This is a genomic window from Streptosporangium sp. NPDC000509 (genome assembly GCF_042898365.1).
Taxonomy (GTDB): Bacteria; Actinomycetota; Actinomycetes; order Streptosporangiales; family Streptosporangiaceae; genus Streptosporangium.
Genome location: NZ_JBIAYX010000002.1, coordinates 180,339 through 194,755, shown reverse-complemented (window position 1 = coordinate 194,755; position 14,417 = coordinate 180,339). Strand labels below are relative to the sequence as shown.

19 protein-coding genes are annotated in these 14,417 nt (G+C 67.7%); 13 read left to right on the top strand and 6 right to left on the bottom strand.

All coding sequences use genetic code 11. The annotated features are described in order from the left end of the window. The first annotated feature begins 28 nt into the window (after nucleotides 1-28). Together ACFY3D_RS04360 and ACFY3D_RS04355 are read left to right on the top strand one after the other, a co-directional pair. Nucleotides 29-1,147, top strand: coding sequence for a helix-turn-helix domain-containing protein (locus ACFY3D_RS04360; protein WP_389975628.1), 1,119 nt, complete (start codon nucleotides 29-31; stop codon nucleotides 1,145-1,147). Nucleotides 1,148-1,323: 176 nt separating this feature from the next. Beyond that, entirely contained in the window at nucleotides 1,324-1,686 is a 363-nt protein-coding gene (locus ACFY3D_RS04355) for a hypothetical protein (protein WP_389974761.1), read from the top strand. Nucleotides 1,687-1,839: 153 nt separating this feature from the next. Here the strand turns inward: ACFY3D_RS04355 and ACFY3D_RS04350 are convergent, their stop codons facing one another. Both ACFY3D_RS04350 and ACFY3D_RS04345 read right to left on the bottom strand, forming a co-directional pair. After that, nucleotides 1,840-2,589: an ATP-binding protein gene (locus ACFY3D_RS04350; protein ID WP_389974758.1), complete on the bottom strand. Its 750-nt coding sequence runs from the start codon at nucleotides 2,587-2,589 to the stop codon at nucleotides 1,840-1,842. Beyond that, on the bottom strand, nucleotides 2,586-3,011 hold the full coding sequence (locus ACFY3D_RS04345) for a hypothetical protein (RefSeq protein WP_389974755.1): 426 nt from the start codon (nucleotides 3,009-3,011) through the stop codon (nucleotides 2,586-2,588). Before ACFY3D_RS04345 ends, ACFY3D_RS04350 begins: the two co-directional genes overlap by 4 nt. 460 nt (nucleotides 3,012-3,471) lie before the next feature. Between ACFY3D_RS04345 and ACFY3D_RS04340 the strand changes: the two genes are divergently transcribed. The 4 genes from ACFY3D_RS04340 to ACFY3D_RS04325 all read left to right on the top strand — a co-directional run bounded on the left by ACFY3D_RS04340 (nucleotide 3,472) and on the right by ACFY3D_RS04325 (nucleotide 5,307). Continuing rightward, nucleotides 3,472-4,293 carry a helix-turn-helix transcriptional regulator gene (locus ACFY3D_RS04340; protein WP_389974752.1) on the top strand — a complete coding sequence of 274 codons (822 nt, stop codon included), beginning with the start codon at nucleotides 3,472-3,474 and terminating at the stop codon, nucleotides 4,291-4,293. Next, the gene (locus ACFY3D_RS04335) at nucleotides 4,290-4,496 is read left to right on the top strand and encodes a DUF397 domain-containing protein (RefSeq protein WP_344747273.1); all 207 of its coding nucleotides are present in this window, start codon (nucleotides 4,290-4,292) and stop codon (nucleotides 4,494-4,496) included. The genes ACFY3D_RS04340 and ACFY3D_RS04335 overlap by 4 nt, the downstream gene beginning before the upstream one ends. 86 nt (nucleotides 4,497-4,582) lie before the next feature. Beyond that, complete coding sequence (locus ACFY3D_RS04330) at nucleotides 4,583-4,795, top strand: DUF397 domain-containing protein (protein WP_389974748.1); 213 nt, start codon at nucleotides 4,583-4,585, stop codon at nucleotides 4,793-4,795. A gap of 194 nt (nucleotides 4,796-4,989) precedes the next feature. After that, entirely contained in the window at nucleotides 4,990-5,307 is a 318-nt protein-coding gene (locus ACFY3D_RS04325; RefSeq protein WP_389974745.1) for a hypothetical protein, read from the top strand. Nucleotides 5,308-5,343: 36 nt separating this feature from the next. Here the strand turns inward: ACFY3D_RS04325 and ACFY3D_RS04320 are convergent, their stop codons facing one another. Next, nucleotides 5,344-5,751: a hypothetical protein gene (locus ACFY3D_RS04320; protein ID WP_389974743.1), complete on the bottom strand. Its 408-nt coding sequence runs from the start codon at nucleotides 5,749-5,751 to the stop codon at nucleotides 5,344-5,346. Between the two features lie 429 nt (nucleotides 5,752-6,180). Between ACFY3D_RS04320 and ACFY3D_RS04315 the strand changes: the two genes are divergently transcribed. From ACFY3D_RS04315 to ACFY3D_RS04300, 4 genes are read left to right on the top strand one after another with little or no spacing between them, the layout of a single operon-like run. Further along, nucleotides 6,181-6,318, top strand: a complete 138-nt coding sequence (locus tag ACFY3D_RS04315; RefSeq protein WP_389974740.1) for a hypothetical protein — start codon at nucleotides 6,181-6,183, stop codon at nucleotides 6,316-6,318. A 5-nt stretch (nucleotides 6,319-6,323) separates the two neighbouring features. Beyond that, entirely contained in the window at nucleotides 6,324-8,174 is a 1,851-nt protein-coding gene (locus ACFY3D_RS04310) for a histidine kinase (protein ID WP_389974737.1), read from the top strand. Continuing rightward, a complete protein-coding gene (locus ACFY3D_RS04305) occupies nucleotides 8,171-8,839 on the top strand; it encodes a response regulator (protein WP_389974734.1) in 669 nt (222 codons plus the stop codon). Before ACFY3D_RS04310 ends, ACFY3D_RS04305 begins: the two co-directional genes overlap by 4 nt. 42 nt (nucleotides 8,840-8,881) lie before the next feature. Next, on the top strand, nucleotides 8,882-10,027 hold the full coding sequence (locus ACFY3D_RS04300) for an alpha/beta fold hydrolase (protein WP_389974731.1): 1,146 nt from the start codon (nucleotides 8,882-8,884) through the stop codon (nucleotides 10,025-10,027). Nucleotides 10,028-10,176: 149 nt separating this feature from the next. Here ACFY3D_RS04300 and ACFY3D_RS04295 read toward each other — a convergent pair whose 3' ends face one another. Continuing rightward, nucleotides 10,177-10,920 (bottom strand): MBL fold metallo-hydrolase, encoded by a 744-nt coding sequence (locus ACFY3D_RS04295; protein ID WP_389974728.1) that lies wholly within the window; start codon nucleotides 10,918-10,920, stop codon nucleotides 10,177-10,179. A gap of 195 nt (nucleotides 10,921-11,115) precedes the next feature. Between ACFY3D_RS04295 and ACFY3D_RS04290 the strand changes: the two genes are divergently transcribed. Then, on the top strand, nucleotides 11,116-11,286 hold the full coding sequence (locus ACFY3D_RS04290) for a hypothetical protein (protein WP_362896752.1): 171 nt from the start codon (nucleotides 11,116-11,118) through the stop codon (nucleotides 11,284-11,286). Nucleotides 11,287-11,625: 339 nt separating this feature from the next. Next, nucleotides 11,626-11,922, top strand: a complete 297-nt coding sequence (locus tag ACFY3D_RS04285) for a hypothetical protein (RefSeq protein ID WP_389974725.1) — start codon at nucleotides 11,626-11,628, stop codon at nucleotides 11,920-11,922. Nucleotides 11,923-11,968: 46 nt separating this feature from the next. On the opposite strand, the gene ACFY3D_RS04280 is transcribed toward ACFY3D_RS04285, so the two are convergent. After that, the gene (locus ACFY3D_RS04280) at nucleotides 11,969-12,484 is read right to left on the bottom strand and encodes a hypothetical protein (RefSeq protein WP_389974722.1); all 516 of its coding nucleotides are present in this window, start codon (nucleotides 12,482-12,484) and stop codon (nucleotides 11,969-11,971) included. A 327-nt stretch (nucleotides 12,485-12,811) separates the two neighbouring features. On the opposite strand from ACFY3D_RS04280, the gene ACFY3D_RS04275 reads away from it, so the two are divergent. Then, the gene (locus ACFY3D_RS04275) at nucleotides 12,812-13,942 is read left to right on the top strand and encodes a response regulator transcription factor (protein ID WP_389974719.1); all 1,131 of its coding nucleotides are present in this window, start codon (nucleotides 12,812-12,814) and stop codon (nucleotides 13,940-13,942) included. A 35-nt stretch (nucleotides 13,943-13,977) separates the two neighbouring features. On the opposite strand, the gene ACFY3D_RS04270 is transcribed toward ACFY3D_RS04275, so the two are convergent. Then, nucleotides 13,978-14,406, bottom strand: a complete 429-nt coding sequence (locus ACFY3D_RS04270) for a MerR family transcriptional regulator (protein ID WP_389974717.1) — start codon at nucleotides 14,404-14,406, stop codon at nucleotides 13,978-13,980. Between the last annotated feature and the right edge of the window lie 11 nt (nucleotides 14,407-14,417).

The following is a 14,417-nucleotide window of genomic DNA, read 5'->3' as shown; positions in this document are numbered from 1 at the left end:
GAGGCAATGTTCTATTATCGAACACGTGATGGTTGACGCGGAGACGCTGGGTCGGCGGATCGCCGAGGCACGTGGGCGAGCCGGTCTCACGCAGGTCGAGTTGGCCGCCCTGATCCCGCTGGATCGTTCGGCTCTGGCGAAGATCGAACGGGGAGACCGTCGCATCTCGGCGTTGGAACTGGCCAAGCTGGCCGACGCGATCGACATGCGAATCGAGTGGTTCATCCAGGATGCGCCTGCTGCGATCGTCTCCCGCCGTAACGCACAGGAGCCGGGTGCGCCCAGCCCGAAGATCGATCTGATGGTCGAGCGGCTCACCCGGGCAGTCGAGTTCGTCGCCGAACAGGCGGAGCACTTCGCCCTGCCCGGCACTCCGAGCAGGGAGATGCCCGAGACCAATGCCCAGGCCGAGAAGCTCGCCTCGGACGCACGAGCGCTGCTGGGTGTGGAAGGCGACGGTCCGATCGTCGGTTTGGACGAGAAGGCGGCCTCGATCGGCCTGCTTGTTTTCTCATATGACCTCGGTGTCGACACGGCCGACGCGGCGACGGTCCTGCTGCGCAGCGGAGGCGTAGCGATCGTCAACGGACAGCGACGTGTGGGCAGAAGGCGTCTCGCGCTCGCTCATGAGCTCGGTCACTATCTTGTGGCCGACGAATACACGGTGGACTGGCGTATCGCCGAGCAGCAGAACGTCGAACAGCGAGAGAGCTTTTTCGACCGTTTTGCACGTGCTCTGCTGCTACCGCAGGCAAGCATCGAGCGTGAATGGAAGAACCTTGTGGCCGACAGCGAAGGCGAACTGCGGACGGCTGCCGTGCGCATTGCCAGCGCTTATCGCGTCGACATGACGACACTCGCCCGACGGCTCAACGAACTCGGCCTCATTACTCACGGCGATGCCGGAAAAATCCGAATTATCAGGACGACGCGTGCGGATATCGTAGATTTCGACCTTGTGGTGGCGAAGGACGAGCTCGTTCCTCCCAGCTTGCCGCGAAATTACGAGCGTGCCGTTCTGGGATTGTATCGTAGCGAGGTGATTTCCGCGGACCGAGCCTTGGACCTCCTGTTCGACACCTGGGACGAGAGCATGTTGCCCCCGCTGCCCAGGCGTTCCGAAGGTGCGATCTGGCAGTACGTCTGACCATGTCGGATCACGTTGACATCCTGGTTTTCGATACCGGCCCGTTAAGCCACTTCGCCAAGCAGAGCTGGCTCGGAGTACTGCGTGCGGTTGTCGGCGAGAGAACCGCTGTGATCCCGGATACCGTGGTCAACGAGCTTTAAAACGGTGTTCACGAACACGCATATCTTCATTCTGTGCTCAATGCGTCCTGGATAGAGCAGCGCGAACTCATCGACGAATATGAAGAGTTCGCGACGTTCAGCGCGTTGTTGGTCGGATCCGGTAACCGCAACCTGGGCGAGGCCGGTGTGCTCGCGTACGCCAAGGCACACGGTGCCACGGCGATCATTGACGACGGTCCGGCACGTCGAGCGGCGAAGACTCATAACGTGCATCACCAGGGCACGCTGGCTCTCCTTTGCGAGAGTATTCGATCTGAACTGCTCACGGTTGACCTGGTCTCAGCGGTTGCCGACCATTTGATCGAGGGTGAATACCGCCTTCCTTTCGGTCCTGGCGGTTTCAAGCAGTGGGCGGCCAACCAGGACATGATCTGAGGGACGCTCACAAGTCATCGCGCTCTTACTTGGGGCCGTCATTTCGCGGATTTGTCCCGATCGGATTTCTGAACGACTGCGGCTGTCGGCCGCGTTCGACGATGGGACGCTGCGTGGCGGCCGCCTGTCCGGTGGTGAGACAGGAGACCCGGTTCAGGGAGTGGGGTGGGCACCTCGTGGGGGTAGGTGCCAGCGGGCCCAGACGGTTTTGCCGGGGCGGTCGGGGAGGGGGGTGACGCCGTGATCGTGGGCGAGGGCGCCGACGATCACGAGGCCGCGGCCGTGCAGGGACTCGGTGTCCAGGGTGAGGTGGCGTGGCTGTCCGGGGCCTCGGTCGGTGACCTGGATCTGGAACTCGTCGGGGCTCGCCCACAGGGAGAGTCTGACCACGGGCTCGCCGTGGACGATCGCGTTGGCGAGCAGCTCGCCGGCCACCAGGACGGCTTCGTCGGCGAGGTGGTGCAGCGCCCAGGCCGCGAGGGTCTCGCTCACCATGGCGCGGGCCTTGCCGACGATCGGCAGGTCGTGCGGCAGGTCCCAGCAGACGGTGCATGGGGCGCCGGGAATCTGTGAGTCGTCCGGCGCCGGTGGGGTGTCCGGGGTCTCGGGCATGGCTTCTCCTCGGGGTGGCGGTGTGGTGTCCTCGGCCTCGCGCATCAGGGCGCGTAGTTCGTCGGCGGTGCGGGCTCGCACGATGAGGGGTTCGGCGGCGGACCAGACGGCGACGGCGTGGAAGTGGCGAGTGCCGGTGCCGTACCAGACGGTCCAGGCGGGCTCGATCTGGTCGAGCTGCTCGGCGGCGGCGCGCTCGGCCAGGTCCCAGGTTCGCGAGTCGACCCGCGCGATGGCCGTTCCCCGCCGATGCCGCCCGCCCTGCCGGGGCTGGGGGACGCGTTCGTTCATGTCGTCGCTCCCTGCCGGTACGGGGCGTGCTTGCCCGAGGGGGTACGAGTGCTCGGCGGTCGTCCTCGCCGGTACGGCACGGGAGCCGTGACCCCGGGCTGCTCCGGTCGCCGGTGCCGACCGGGGGAGACCGCCACGGACCGCGCGGGGAGAGCGGCGGAGGCCGTGGGGTTAGGGATCGTGCGGATGGGCGTTGAGACGGGTGGGCGGCTGGAGAGGTTGAGGCGGCGGCGGACGGTCATCCTGGCGTAGACCTGTGCGGGGGTGGGCTGCTCCCAGTGGTGGCGGGCGCGGTGCGGCAGGCTGGCGGCCTCGTGCGCGTACGGGGGATGACCGCACCAGCGGCAACCGAGCGGCATCGGCGGCCGGTCGGCGTGCCAACGGACCCTGATGGGCCTGGGGTTTCCTCTAGGGTGATGCATCAGATCGGACCTCCACTGTCCGGTCGAGGGGCTTGTCATGGCGTGTCGTGCCGTGGCAGGCCCCGCTTTGTTTTGGGGTATTAGGGGCAACAGGGCGAGGTATTTCCGTCTTGCGCGAAGTGACTGCTGTTCACGGGGTGAGGCTTACTCGGCGGTGACAGGTGTGTGTCCGGAAGAGGCGTGAGCCGTGCCTAGGGTGCGTTTTCCAGTGAATCGACGGACATTTTCACTCCTCTTATCCGGACATACCTGGTGATTTTTTCGACGGCATTAGGAAGCCGCCCTCCGCGTGTAAGACAGGGCCGATCCGGCGGATTATCCGCTCCCCCTGACCCCTTCACAGGGTGCCCCCGAGTGACTACTTTGGGTATTGAAAGTCGAGGCACATCAGTGTGACAGTTTGTGGAAAGCTGTGTTTTTTGTGCCACGATGTGGAATCCCCCGGCTGGACGGAGCTGAAATGCCGAAGAACCCAAAAATCAACCCCAAAAACGAAAAGTGGGCTCTCTTTGGCGCGGAGCTCCGCAAATATCGGAAAAAGGCAAAAATGACCCAGAACGAACTGGCCGAGGTGACCCAGTTCAGCAGGAGCCTGCTGAGCTTCACCGAGAGAGGTGAGCGCAAACCCGGCCAAAACCTGGCGCAACGCTGCGATGACGCTCTGGGGGCGAACGGAGAGCTCCTCCATTGCTGGACGCACATCACCCATGCGGCGAGTCCTCGATGGTTCCGTGACTGGCTCGACATCGAACCGGAAGCGCATGCTTTGCATGCTTGGGAGCCACTCGTCGTGCCCGGTCTTCTCCAGACCGAGGAGTACGCGCGGGCGGTTATCCGTGGGGAGCCTGGCATAACCGACAAACAGGTGGAAAAGGCCGTCGCGGCTCGCATGGAGCGGCAGAAGATATTGCTGCGATCTACGCCGCCTATGCTCTGGGTTATCCTCGACGAAGGAGTTCTTCACCGCCCGATCGGTGGAGAAGAGGTCATGCAACACCAACTCCAGTATCTTCTGGAAATGGTCGAGCGGCCGCGGATCGGTATCCAGATTCTTCCTTTGGTGCGGGGATCGACCACGGGGACTTCGGGAGGGTTCGTGATCGCCCAGATTCCAGGAAATCCGGATATGGTATATGCCGAGTCTGTAACGCGCGGGCATGTGGCAAATCGGCCAGAAGATGTCGAGGCTGTCCGTGCCCGATACGACACCATCCGAGCTGAGGCAAGCCCTCGGCATGTCTCGATCGAATTGATCAGAGAGGCGGAGAGGCTATGGGCGTGAGTGATGAGCTGAAGAGCGCGGCCTGGCGTAAGGCCACCAAGAGTGCGTCAAACCAAGGGAACTGCCTGGAGGTAGCTCCGTTGTCGGGGGGCAGGGTGGGCCTGCGTGACACAGAGGCTCCGGAGCGGGCGCCGTTCGTGGTGAGTGCGAGCGTGTGGGACGCCTTCATCGACGGCGCCAAAAAGGGCGAGTTCGACTTCTAGCCCCGATCTCGGAACGCGGGAAGGCTCTCGATCATCGTCGAGGGCTTTCCCGTCCATACCGTCAACGGCGGAGAGGTGGAGAAGCCGTGGACCTGAGTGATGAGCTGAAGAGCGCGGCCTGGCGTAAGGCCACCAAGAGTGGCCCCAACGGTGGGGACTGTCTTGAGGTGGCTCCGTTGTCGGGTGGTCGGGTGGGTCTGCGGGACACAGAGGCTCCGGAGCGGGCGCCGTTCGTGGTGAGTGCGAGTGTCTGGGACGCATTCGTGGACGGCGCGAAGAAGGGCGAGTTCGACTTCTAGTACCAACGCCGTTCAGTTAAGGGAGAGGGTGGTTGGCCGCGGGCTTGTTCACCGACTTGGGCTACCGGCAGGTCTTACCGATTGTGTGCCCGGCCGGCGGGCCTGGCATTGGTACGGCCCAGCGGCAGCGCTCTTCGCCAGGCCCGCCAGAGACTGGGGCCAGCCCCGATGAAAGCGCGCTGACCGTCTACCAGGTGCTGCGGACCGCGATGACCGACGCCACAGACAGCGTCCCGGGCACCGACCCGGACCGGGCCGGCTTCACCACCGCTCTGGCCGCCGCCCGCGACCAGCTCGTCCTGGCCACCGGCGTCGTCTCCGGCACCGACATCGACCTGATCGGCACCATCGGCCGTCACGTCCTGGCTCATCCCCTGCCCGCCCGGCGAGTCCGCACCGAAGACCGCATCGTCAAACGCGCAATCTCCAAGTACAACGCCCGCGGACCCGCCATCGACCGGACCACCTACAAAGCCACCATCAGCACCAACATGCTCCCGGCCAGCCCTTGACACCACCGCCTCGACGCTGACTGAACGGCGTCGGGTTCAGGCCGCCTCGCATGCGATCTCGGGCGGGCAGCTGACCTTCGCGCCGCCGAACCTGACCCGGGTGCCGCCAGGCACGCTCAGCCGGTAGTCGGCGCCGCAGTCGCCGCCCCCGCATTCATAGTCGATGGTCATGCGGCGCTCGCTCCACGACTCGGTGTGGCGCTTGGGGCCGGTCCAGCGCAGCCTGCGGTCGACCACGACCTCGCCCGCCGGCCCGGTGACCACGGTGATCGTCACCGGGCCGCTGGAGTCGACCTCCAGCTCGTCTCCGGTCAGTCGGTACGTGCCGCGGGTGGTCTCCGAAGCGGGCACAATCGGCTCGCGGCTGTTGCTGTGGATCAGTATCGCGCCCCCGGCGATCGCGGCAGCAGCCAGCAGGGCGGTGGCTCCGAGGGTCTTCTTCATGCTTCAAAGGTAGGAACTCGCGGCCCGGCGAACGATGGTGCCGCGTTCCCACTTGAGGGTGGTGCTGGCACCACCCCGAACCGGGGGCCTTGGGGTGCTGGATGATGGCCGACGTGGAGCGCACCACCCTGACACCCGAGATGAGCTTCCCCCGCAGGACGGACACCTCGCCTGAGTTTCGTGAGCGCGCCGGCCCGGCTCCGGCCGTGGCAGAACGATTTCACCGGCCGAGCCGGGACCCGCCGTCACGGGTGACCGCTCAACGCCGAGAGCTTCCGGTCATGGCCGGCGGCTCTCGGCGCCTCAAGGGCCGGCCCTTGAGGCGCCCGGTGCCGTGACCAGCGAACCTTCCCGGTCACCGTTCCGATGTCCTCAGACCCCGAGAATGCTGAATGAGGGTCGGGCGGTCAGATGTGCTACTCATGCACGATGGGGGACGTAGGTATCGGTAGAAGTCGGCGGATCCTGGTTGCGGCCGTCGTGACCATGGTGATCAGGCTGGTCGTCCTGGTGGCCGGGACCCTGGACACCCGGATTTCGTCCTACCGCCGCCTCGAACCCCGCTGACCTCCATGCAGTGGGTTGCGCTCGTCCTTGCCGTGCTGATCGTGTACGGCGCGGCTGTACGGCGCACCGCGGAGGCGGCCGGGGTGGTGGCGCTTGCCTTTGTCGTCATTACGGGTGGGGTCTTCGGCTTTCCGGGGTGGCGGGTCCGTGATGTCGTCGGGAGCCTGTTGCTGGCCGCCGGACTGGCCGCGGTGGTGTGGGCGCTAGGGCGGTGGCGGCGGCGGGTCCTCGCCAGGCGGGATGCGCTCGCCGCTTTTCTGGCGGGGGTCGAGGCAGTGCCCGCGACGGCTGCCGCGGTGGAGCGGCTTCGGCTGGCCGGCGAGTTGCACGACACCGCGGCTCATCGGCTCACCGGCATCGTGGTCGGTGCGGCCTCAGCGCTGCGGCTGGGGGATGCGCGGCTGGTGGCGTCCGCGCTGGAGCACGCGGCGGCTGAGGGGCGGCTGGTGGTGAGGGAACTGGCCGCGCTCACGGATGGCGTTCCCGAGGTGCCACGGCTGGCCGACGTCGACACGCTGGCCGGGCCCGGGGTGGTGTACCGCAGGACGGTGGACGAGGTGCCGGAGAAGGTGGCGGCGGTCGCGTACCGGGTGGTGCGGGAGGCGCTGACCAACGCCGCCCGATACGCGCCGGGCGCGCAGGTGCGGGTGGAGCTCGCCGCCACAGACGGAGACCTGATGGTGACGGTGATCAACCAGGCCGGGGAAGGCGGCAGGGCGGAGGACGGCCTCGGAGCGGGAAAGGGGTTGGCCGGGCTCAGGACGGCCGTGGCCGAGTGCGGAGGAACGCTGACCGCCGGCCCCCAGGGCGACGGGTGGGCCGTGGTGGCGTCCTTCCGGATGACGACCCGGGGGCGGGGGAGGAAGGACGGGTGGCGAGGGAGACGGGGGGCGGATTGGGCGCTGGTGGCGTTGGCCGTCGGACTGTCGGTCGGGACCAGCCTGCTCGACAGCGACCCCGCCGACCTGCTGCTTCTCCTTCCGCTCTGCGCACTCCACGCACTGCCGCTCGGCTGGCGCAGACGGGCACCCGGCTTCGCGCTGGCGGTGGCGCTGTCGATCTACCCGGTGCTGGTGGCGACGCGAAGCGTACCGCCCGCGGGAGATGTGTTCCTGTGGTGCTCGTGGGTGGAACTGGCACTGCTCTACGCCATCGGACTGAGCGGGAAGGGCCTTACCGCCTGCCTGGGCATGGCGGCGGTAGGTGGACTGGCGCTGGCGGCCGGCCCGGGGATCACGGGCGATCGGCTGGGCGCGTGGGTGGTGCTGGGCCTGGGCGTCACCGTGCCCGCCGTCACCGCCTGGGCACTTGGCGCGGCCGTCGCGACGATTCGGGCGCGGCGGTCGGTCGGAGAGGCGCAGGCGCGCACGGCGACGGGTGAGCTGACGGCGGCAGCCGTACGAACGGAGCGGGACAGGATCGCGAGCGGCTTGCGGCGTACGGCGATGCGCCACGCGGAGGCGGTCGTGGCGGCGGCGGACGCGGGCCGGCTCGCCGACGCGCTGGCCGAGGCCAGGTGGGGACTCACCGCGCTCAGAGACCTGCTCGAAGAGCTGGGCGAGACGGGGGATCCGGCCCCTACGCTGGCCGGAGTAGCGGCGCTGGCCTCCCGCAAGGGCGCCATCGTCAAGTTCACGGGCGAGCGCCGCGAGGTGGACCCGGCGGTTCAGGTGGCCGCGTTCAGAGCGGCGGAGCGATTCTTCGAGCACAGCGACGAGGTGACCGTGGCCTACCTGAACGGTGGCGTAAGCATTGAGGGCAGGGCCACGGCCGGGCTCCGAGACCTCGCCGACGCGGTCGGGGGAGAACTGATCACCATGGCTGATGGCACGATACGGGTATGGCTACCCGAATGATCACCATTCTTGTCGCCGACGATCAGGCGGTCGTGCGGGCGGGCATAGCAGCCGTCCTGGACGCCGAGCGTGATATGACCGTGGTGGGTCAGGTGGCCGACGGGCAGGCGGCGGTCGAGTCGACTCTCCGATCGCGCCCCGACGTGGTGTTGATGGACGTCAGGATGCCCGGCCTCGACGGCCTGCGGGCCACGGCGCGCATCACCGCCGAGGTGCCCGGGACGCGGGTGGTGGTGCTGACCACGTTCGGGCTGGACGACTACGTCTTCGGCGCGTTGCGTGCCGGCGCCGCCGGGTTCCTGCTGAAGGACGCGGAGCCCGAGCGGGTGATCGACGCGGTCCGGGTGGTCGCGGCCGGAGACGCCATGCTCGACCCAGGCATCACGAGGCGGCTTATCGACCGATTCGCGGAAGAGCCGCCGCCGTACAACGGCGGCACGGGTGTGCTCACGCCGCGCGAGACCGAAGTGCTCAAGCAGGTCGCCACCGGCCTGAGTAACGCCGAGATCGGCGCGGTGCTCGGCATCAGCCCGGCCACCGTCAAGGACCACATCGCGGTCATCCTCGGCAAGCTCGGCGTACGCAACCGCCTTCAGGCCACCATCGCCGCGTACGAGACGGGCCTGGTCCGCCCCGCCGCGCGGCGGGGGAGCAGTCCATCCTGACGGAGGAAGAGCCGGCCTCCCCACCTTCCTAGCGTTGATCCCATGAAGCTCGTCCTGGGTGCCGTCCTCGCCCTGATCCTCTCGCCGCTGATCTTCTTCGGCGTCGCCATGGTCGTTCCCGTATACCCGGTCTTCGCCGGAGCGGCCGCCGCCTCGATCGTGTCGATCACGTGGCTGGTCACGCGAAAAGCGCTGTATGCCGCAGGTGTCACCGTTGTGCTCTGCGGTATCGCCGCCGTCACCGTCCTGCTCCCGGTTCCCGCGCCGGTGCCGGTGATTCCGGCGGGTGTGCGGTTCTGGGACCTGCCCACCGGTTCCCGTCTGGCCTATGTCAGCGAACCGGCCAGGGGTACGGCCAGACCGTACCCGGTGATCTTCCTGCACGGCGGCCCCGGCACACCGGGTGAGGGGGTCCCGGAGGGCGGGCGGGAACTGGCCGGTGAGGGGTTCGACGTCTATGCCTACGACCAACTCGGCGCTGGACGCTCCACGCGCCTCGACGATGTCAGCGGTTACACGGTGGCCAGGCATGTCGCCGATCTCGACGCCGTCCGCAGCGCGATCGGCGCCGAGCGGGTGATCCTGGTCGGCAGGTCCTGGGGCGGCACCCTGGCCGCCGCGTACATGGCCGCCCATCCCGACCGCGTCGCCAGGGCCGTGCTGACCTCGCCGGGAGCGATCTGGGAGCCTGCCTATCCCGACGGCGTGGGCTCGCCCTGGGGCAACGGGGACGGGCCCGACGGTTCGCTGCGCTTCCTCGTCCAGAACGTCCTGCTCGGACTCAACCCGGCGGCCGCGCACAGCATGGTGCCCGACCGCGAGGCGGACGCCTACTTCCGCGAACTGCTCATCTCCGTCAAGGACGCCACCGGCTGCCCGGGGGCGGCGCCCGCGCCCACGCACACCAACCAGCCCGGCTTCTACGTCAACCAGGTCACCTCCGCGGACGCGGAGACCGTACCCGATCCCAGGCCCAAGCTGCGCCAGGTCCACGTGCCGACGCTGATCGTGCGCGGCCAGTGCGACTACCTCAAGTGGCAGGTCACCGACGAATATCGGCGCACTCTGCCGAACTCGACATTCCTCTACGTGCCCGGAGCAGGGCACTCCATCGCCAACGGCCGCCCTGACCTCTACCGTGAGCTCCTGACGGCCTTCCTCCTCGGGAGAAAGCTACCTACGCCCTAGTGCTCCAGTGCCACTTTTCGATCTTGGTGGTTGCGGTGGCGTGGACTTCTGATACCTGTCCCGAAGATGATGATCGGTGCCATCGAAGTGCGCCACGTGCCGGAAGCCGGAAAATCACGCGAGGCGTTGGAAGCCCGGGGATACCTTCCTCAGGAAAGATCGATGGCGAGACCGGAAGTGGCGATGCCGAGCTCGCCGTCGTATTCGGCCCCGGCGGCGGCTCGCGCGGCTGTGGTGTCCGTACCCGGTTGCAGGTGAGTCAGCAGCAGGTGCCGGACGTCGGCCTCCTTGGCCTGTCGGCCCGCCTGGCGGGCGCTCGACAGGTTGTGCCGCGAAACCTCAGGGACCCGGTCCGCATAGGTGGCCTCGGCCAGGAACAGGTCGGCGCCGCGCGCCAACTCCACCACCTCGGGGCTCGGGCCGGTGTCGCCGGTGTACGCGAGCACCCGCCCGCCCGCTGTCAGCCGTACGCCGGCATTGGGCACCGAGTGCGGCAGCAGACGGGTCCGCGCGTGGAACGGGCCGATGTCGATCCGGTCGCCGGGGGTGAACTCGCGCAGGGCATGGGCGTCGGCCAGCATTTCCGGGCGGTCCAGCGCGAGCACCGCGTCCAGGGCGCCGGGCAGTGCGTACACCGGCAGGGGAGGCGGCGGATCGTCACGGAACGCGCGCGCCCGCAACAGCGGGTTCAGGTCGGCGCAGTGATCGGGATGTCCGTGACTGACGAACACCGCGTCGACCTGATCGGCGGTGATCCGTTCCAACAGCCGCGGTACCGTCGCGTACCCGGGGTCGACCAGCAACCTGAAACCGTCGTGCTCCACGAGATAACCGCTGCAGGCCTGGCCCGCTCCCGGCCACGCGCCGCATCCGCCAAGGATTGTCAGCAGCATCCACGAACCCTAACCGCGCCGACCGCGGCGCGTCCGCAGGAGTGCCGACGAGGAATTCCGGTCGCGTACGGCTCGGACCGGCCGAAGTCGAGCAGGACGGAGACGCCCTCGATCCCTCCCAGTGACTTACAAGTGGGTTTGCAGAAGCCCTTGGTTTGATCCTGGAGCAGCACACAGCGATGGAAAGGGATTCAAATGAGGACTTTTGTCAGGCGTACGGTCGCCCTCGCCGCCACCACCACCGCGGCGCTGATGATCGTCGGTTTCGCGACCGCCGGCGCCGCCCAGGCCAAGCCGCGCGAGCTTGACTGGTACCCGTGCGTCATCGACGGCAAGCCGATGATGTGCTCCGACGGTCCTTTCTAGCATCCACCGGGACGGCCGCCGAAATGGCGGAGCGAGCGTCCGGCCGTTTTCGGAAATTGAAAAGGCGTCCCGGTCACCCCTGACGAAGCCCCGCTCCTCGAATTCACCCAGAGGAGACGGGGCTTCGGCGTGCGCCGCCTGAAAGCCCGGGGGAGGGCCGGACGGGCGGCGAGATCGTCATTGTCGTCGGCGGGTGAGGTGCTTCCACCTTCCCGGGCCGGAGACGGTGCCGGGTTTTCGGGTTTGATGAATGGCCACTGTCGGACACGCTTGGTTGCCGGTGAGTCACCAAGGGTATGTCGTGGCACGTTTCCAAACCTCCGCGAAAAGGCATTTTCTATGACCTTCTCCCGTGCGACCATCGCCCGCGCCGTCCTACTGCTGGCGGTTCTCGCCGCGCCTTTCGTCATCCCGGCGACGGCGCACGCCGACAGCCATTACGTCTGCGCGGACGGCACCCGCTTCCAGCTCTCGGTGATGCTCGGCTACCACGTGCTGGCGACCGAGTGCACCGGCGGCGGGACCGAGAGCCCGCTCACGATCACCATCACCTCCGGTTACTACGCGGGCGAGCACTTCTGCCGGCAACTCCTCGCCCATGGACCGGAACTGGTCAGCGGCATGCAATGCACCTGAACCGGACTGCGCCTGCTGCCTTTTGCCCAGGCCCGTTACCAACACCTCATTCCACCCACTCGTAGCCCGAGTAGAGGGTGCCGCCGAACCAGAGGAAGCGGCCGGCGCTGTCGACGTAGCGGTAGCTCTGCGCTTCGGCCTTCGTCTGGTGCCAGCCGGGACCGCAGGGGGTGTAGGTCAGGCTGATGCTGGGTCCGGTGAGGCCGAACTCGTTTCTGCCCGTCGTGCCCTCCACCCAGTTCGCGGTCGCGCACACCTCCCACGCGGCGCGGGACTCGTTCCACTTCTGCACCTCCAACCGGACCCTGGCCCGCGCGCCATGCACGGTGGTGCAGTCTCCCGCGAGCGCGTAGGCGCGGGCCCACGCCTGGTTGCCGGAGAACACGCCGGGGATGCGGTGGTCGATGCCCGCGGTGGCCTGGACGCAGAAGGAGGCTCCCCGCTCCACCGTGACCTGGTGCTGTTGGGTGTACGCCTGCGCCGGTTGTGGCATCGCCACGGTCAGCAACAGTGCGGAGATTGCGGACAGTGGGCCAAGAAACAGGGCGCTCCGTCTCGGCATGGCGTCTCCCATGGGTCGTACGGTCGGTGGGCACGGATCCGGTGTGACGTCGTCGGTGCGGTGCGGTGCGGTGCGGTGCGGTGCGGTGCGACGTGGCCGTGGGAGGCGCCTTTTCGTGGAAGGGCTGTGGTGCTTCCGGGGAGGCGACTCCACGGCTGGATCCGTGGTGGTCCTCGGCCCCGAGACACCCGTCCCGGGTCTGCTGCCGGCTTCCAGACTGCGGTGTGGCCCGTCGGTCGAGGGACCCCGCAAATGTGTGCTGAACGACTTGTGAAAACCCCTATTTGAGGGCTTGCGTGACGACATGTGGTCGTTCATTGTCAAGAAATGGAGTCAGCGCTGCGTCGTGCACCGGCCCGGCACACGTTCGAGCGGATCCTGCGGCTGACGCGGACGGGCATCGCCGACGGCGAGTTCCTGGGTGGCCTCTCGCGCCTGCTGCGCGAGATCGTTCCTTTCGACGCCTCGTTCTGGACGGGGGCCGATCCGGTGACGATGCTCGCCACCTCGCCCTCGCGACTGGAGAACCTGGGGTCCGGTGAATACTGCGACCTCTACTGGGAGAACGAGTTCTTCGTCGAGGACGTCAACCACTTTCACACGCTGGCCGGTCTGCCGACGCCGGCCGCGTCCCTGTATCGCGTCACGGGCGGGCGTCCGGCGCGGAGCTCCCGCTACCGCACCGTGAACATCGTGCAAGGGCTCGGCGACGAACTGCGGTGTGTGTTCCGGGCCGGAGGCGATGTCTGGGGCTACATGTGCCTGTGGCGAGCCGCCGACGCGCGGCCGTTCGACCTCGGGGAGGAGCATCTGGTCGCGAGCCTCTCCGCTCCGATCGGTGAGGTCTTCCGGCGCTCGGCGCTGTTGCGGCCGAACCCGGTGATCGGTGTGCCCCACGGTCCCGGGCTGCTCATGTTCGACCGGACCGGGGCCCTCGAATCGCTCAACGAGCCCGCGGAGGCATGGTTGCAGCGGCTGCCGTTCACCCGGTTGAGCCATGACGACCCCGGCGCCACCCCCATACCCGCCGAACTGCGCTCGGTGGTGAACAAGGCCCGCGCCATCGCCGCCGGGCGCGACACGGGCGCCGCTCGGGCCCGGCTACAGGTCGGTGGGCGGTGGGTGGTGATCCACGGTTTCGTGTTGCGGGAGGCCGGTAACGAGGGTGGCCGGACGGCTCTGGTGATCGAGTCGGCCAACGCCGCCGAGATGGCGCCCCTGATCGTGAGGGCCTACCAGCTGGGGCGACGGGAACAGCAGGTCATCCACCTGATCGCCGCGGGCCTGACCACTTCGGAGATCGCGGTGAGGCTCTGTCTGTCCACCCATACCGTTCGCGGCTATCTCAAGCGGATATTCGAGAAGGTCGAGGTGTCGACCCGCGGTGAACTCACCGCGAAGATCTTCGCCGACCACTACAAGGAGACGATGCACCCGGACTTCGCCCTCGACCTGTGAGGCGTCCGTCGCGGCAGGGAAAGCCGAGCGGGCCTTCAGGGGGCACGCGTGTCCGGCCGCGTCCGATCCGTGTCCGTCGCGGGAGACGGCGGCAGCCGGTCGGTCAGAAGACTCTGGAAGTGCGGGCACGTCATGAGGTCGTCGTGCGGGCATTCCAGGCCGCCCTCCAGCATGTCGAGCGCGACCTGTGCTCGGGCGATCCGGGTCAGCAACCTCTCGCGGTGATGGGCCATCACCTCGTGGCGAGCCGGTGCGGACCGGGCGGTCAGCATGGTCCGGATGTCCGCGAGTCCGAAGCCCGCCTCCTTCGAGATCAGGATCGCCGCCACCCGGTGCAGGTCCGCGTCGGTGTAGCGGCGGCGGTCGCCCGCGCGGGCCGGTGTCATCAGCCCTTCCGCCTCCCAGTGGCGCAGCACGTGTGCCGGTAACCCGAACTGAGCCGCCACCTCGCCAATTGACTTCATGCCGACATTAA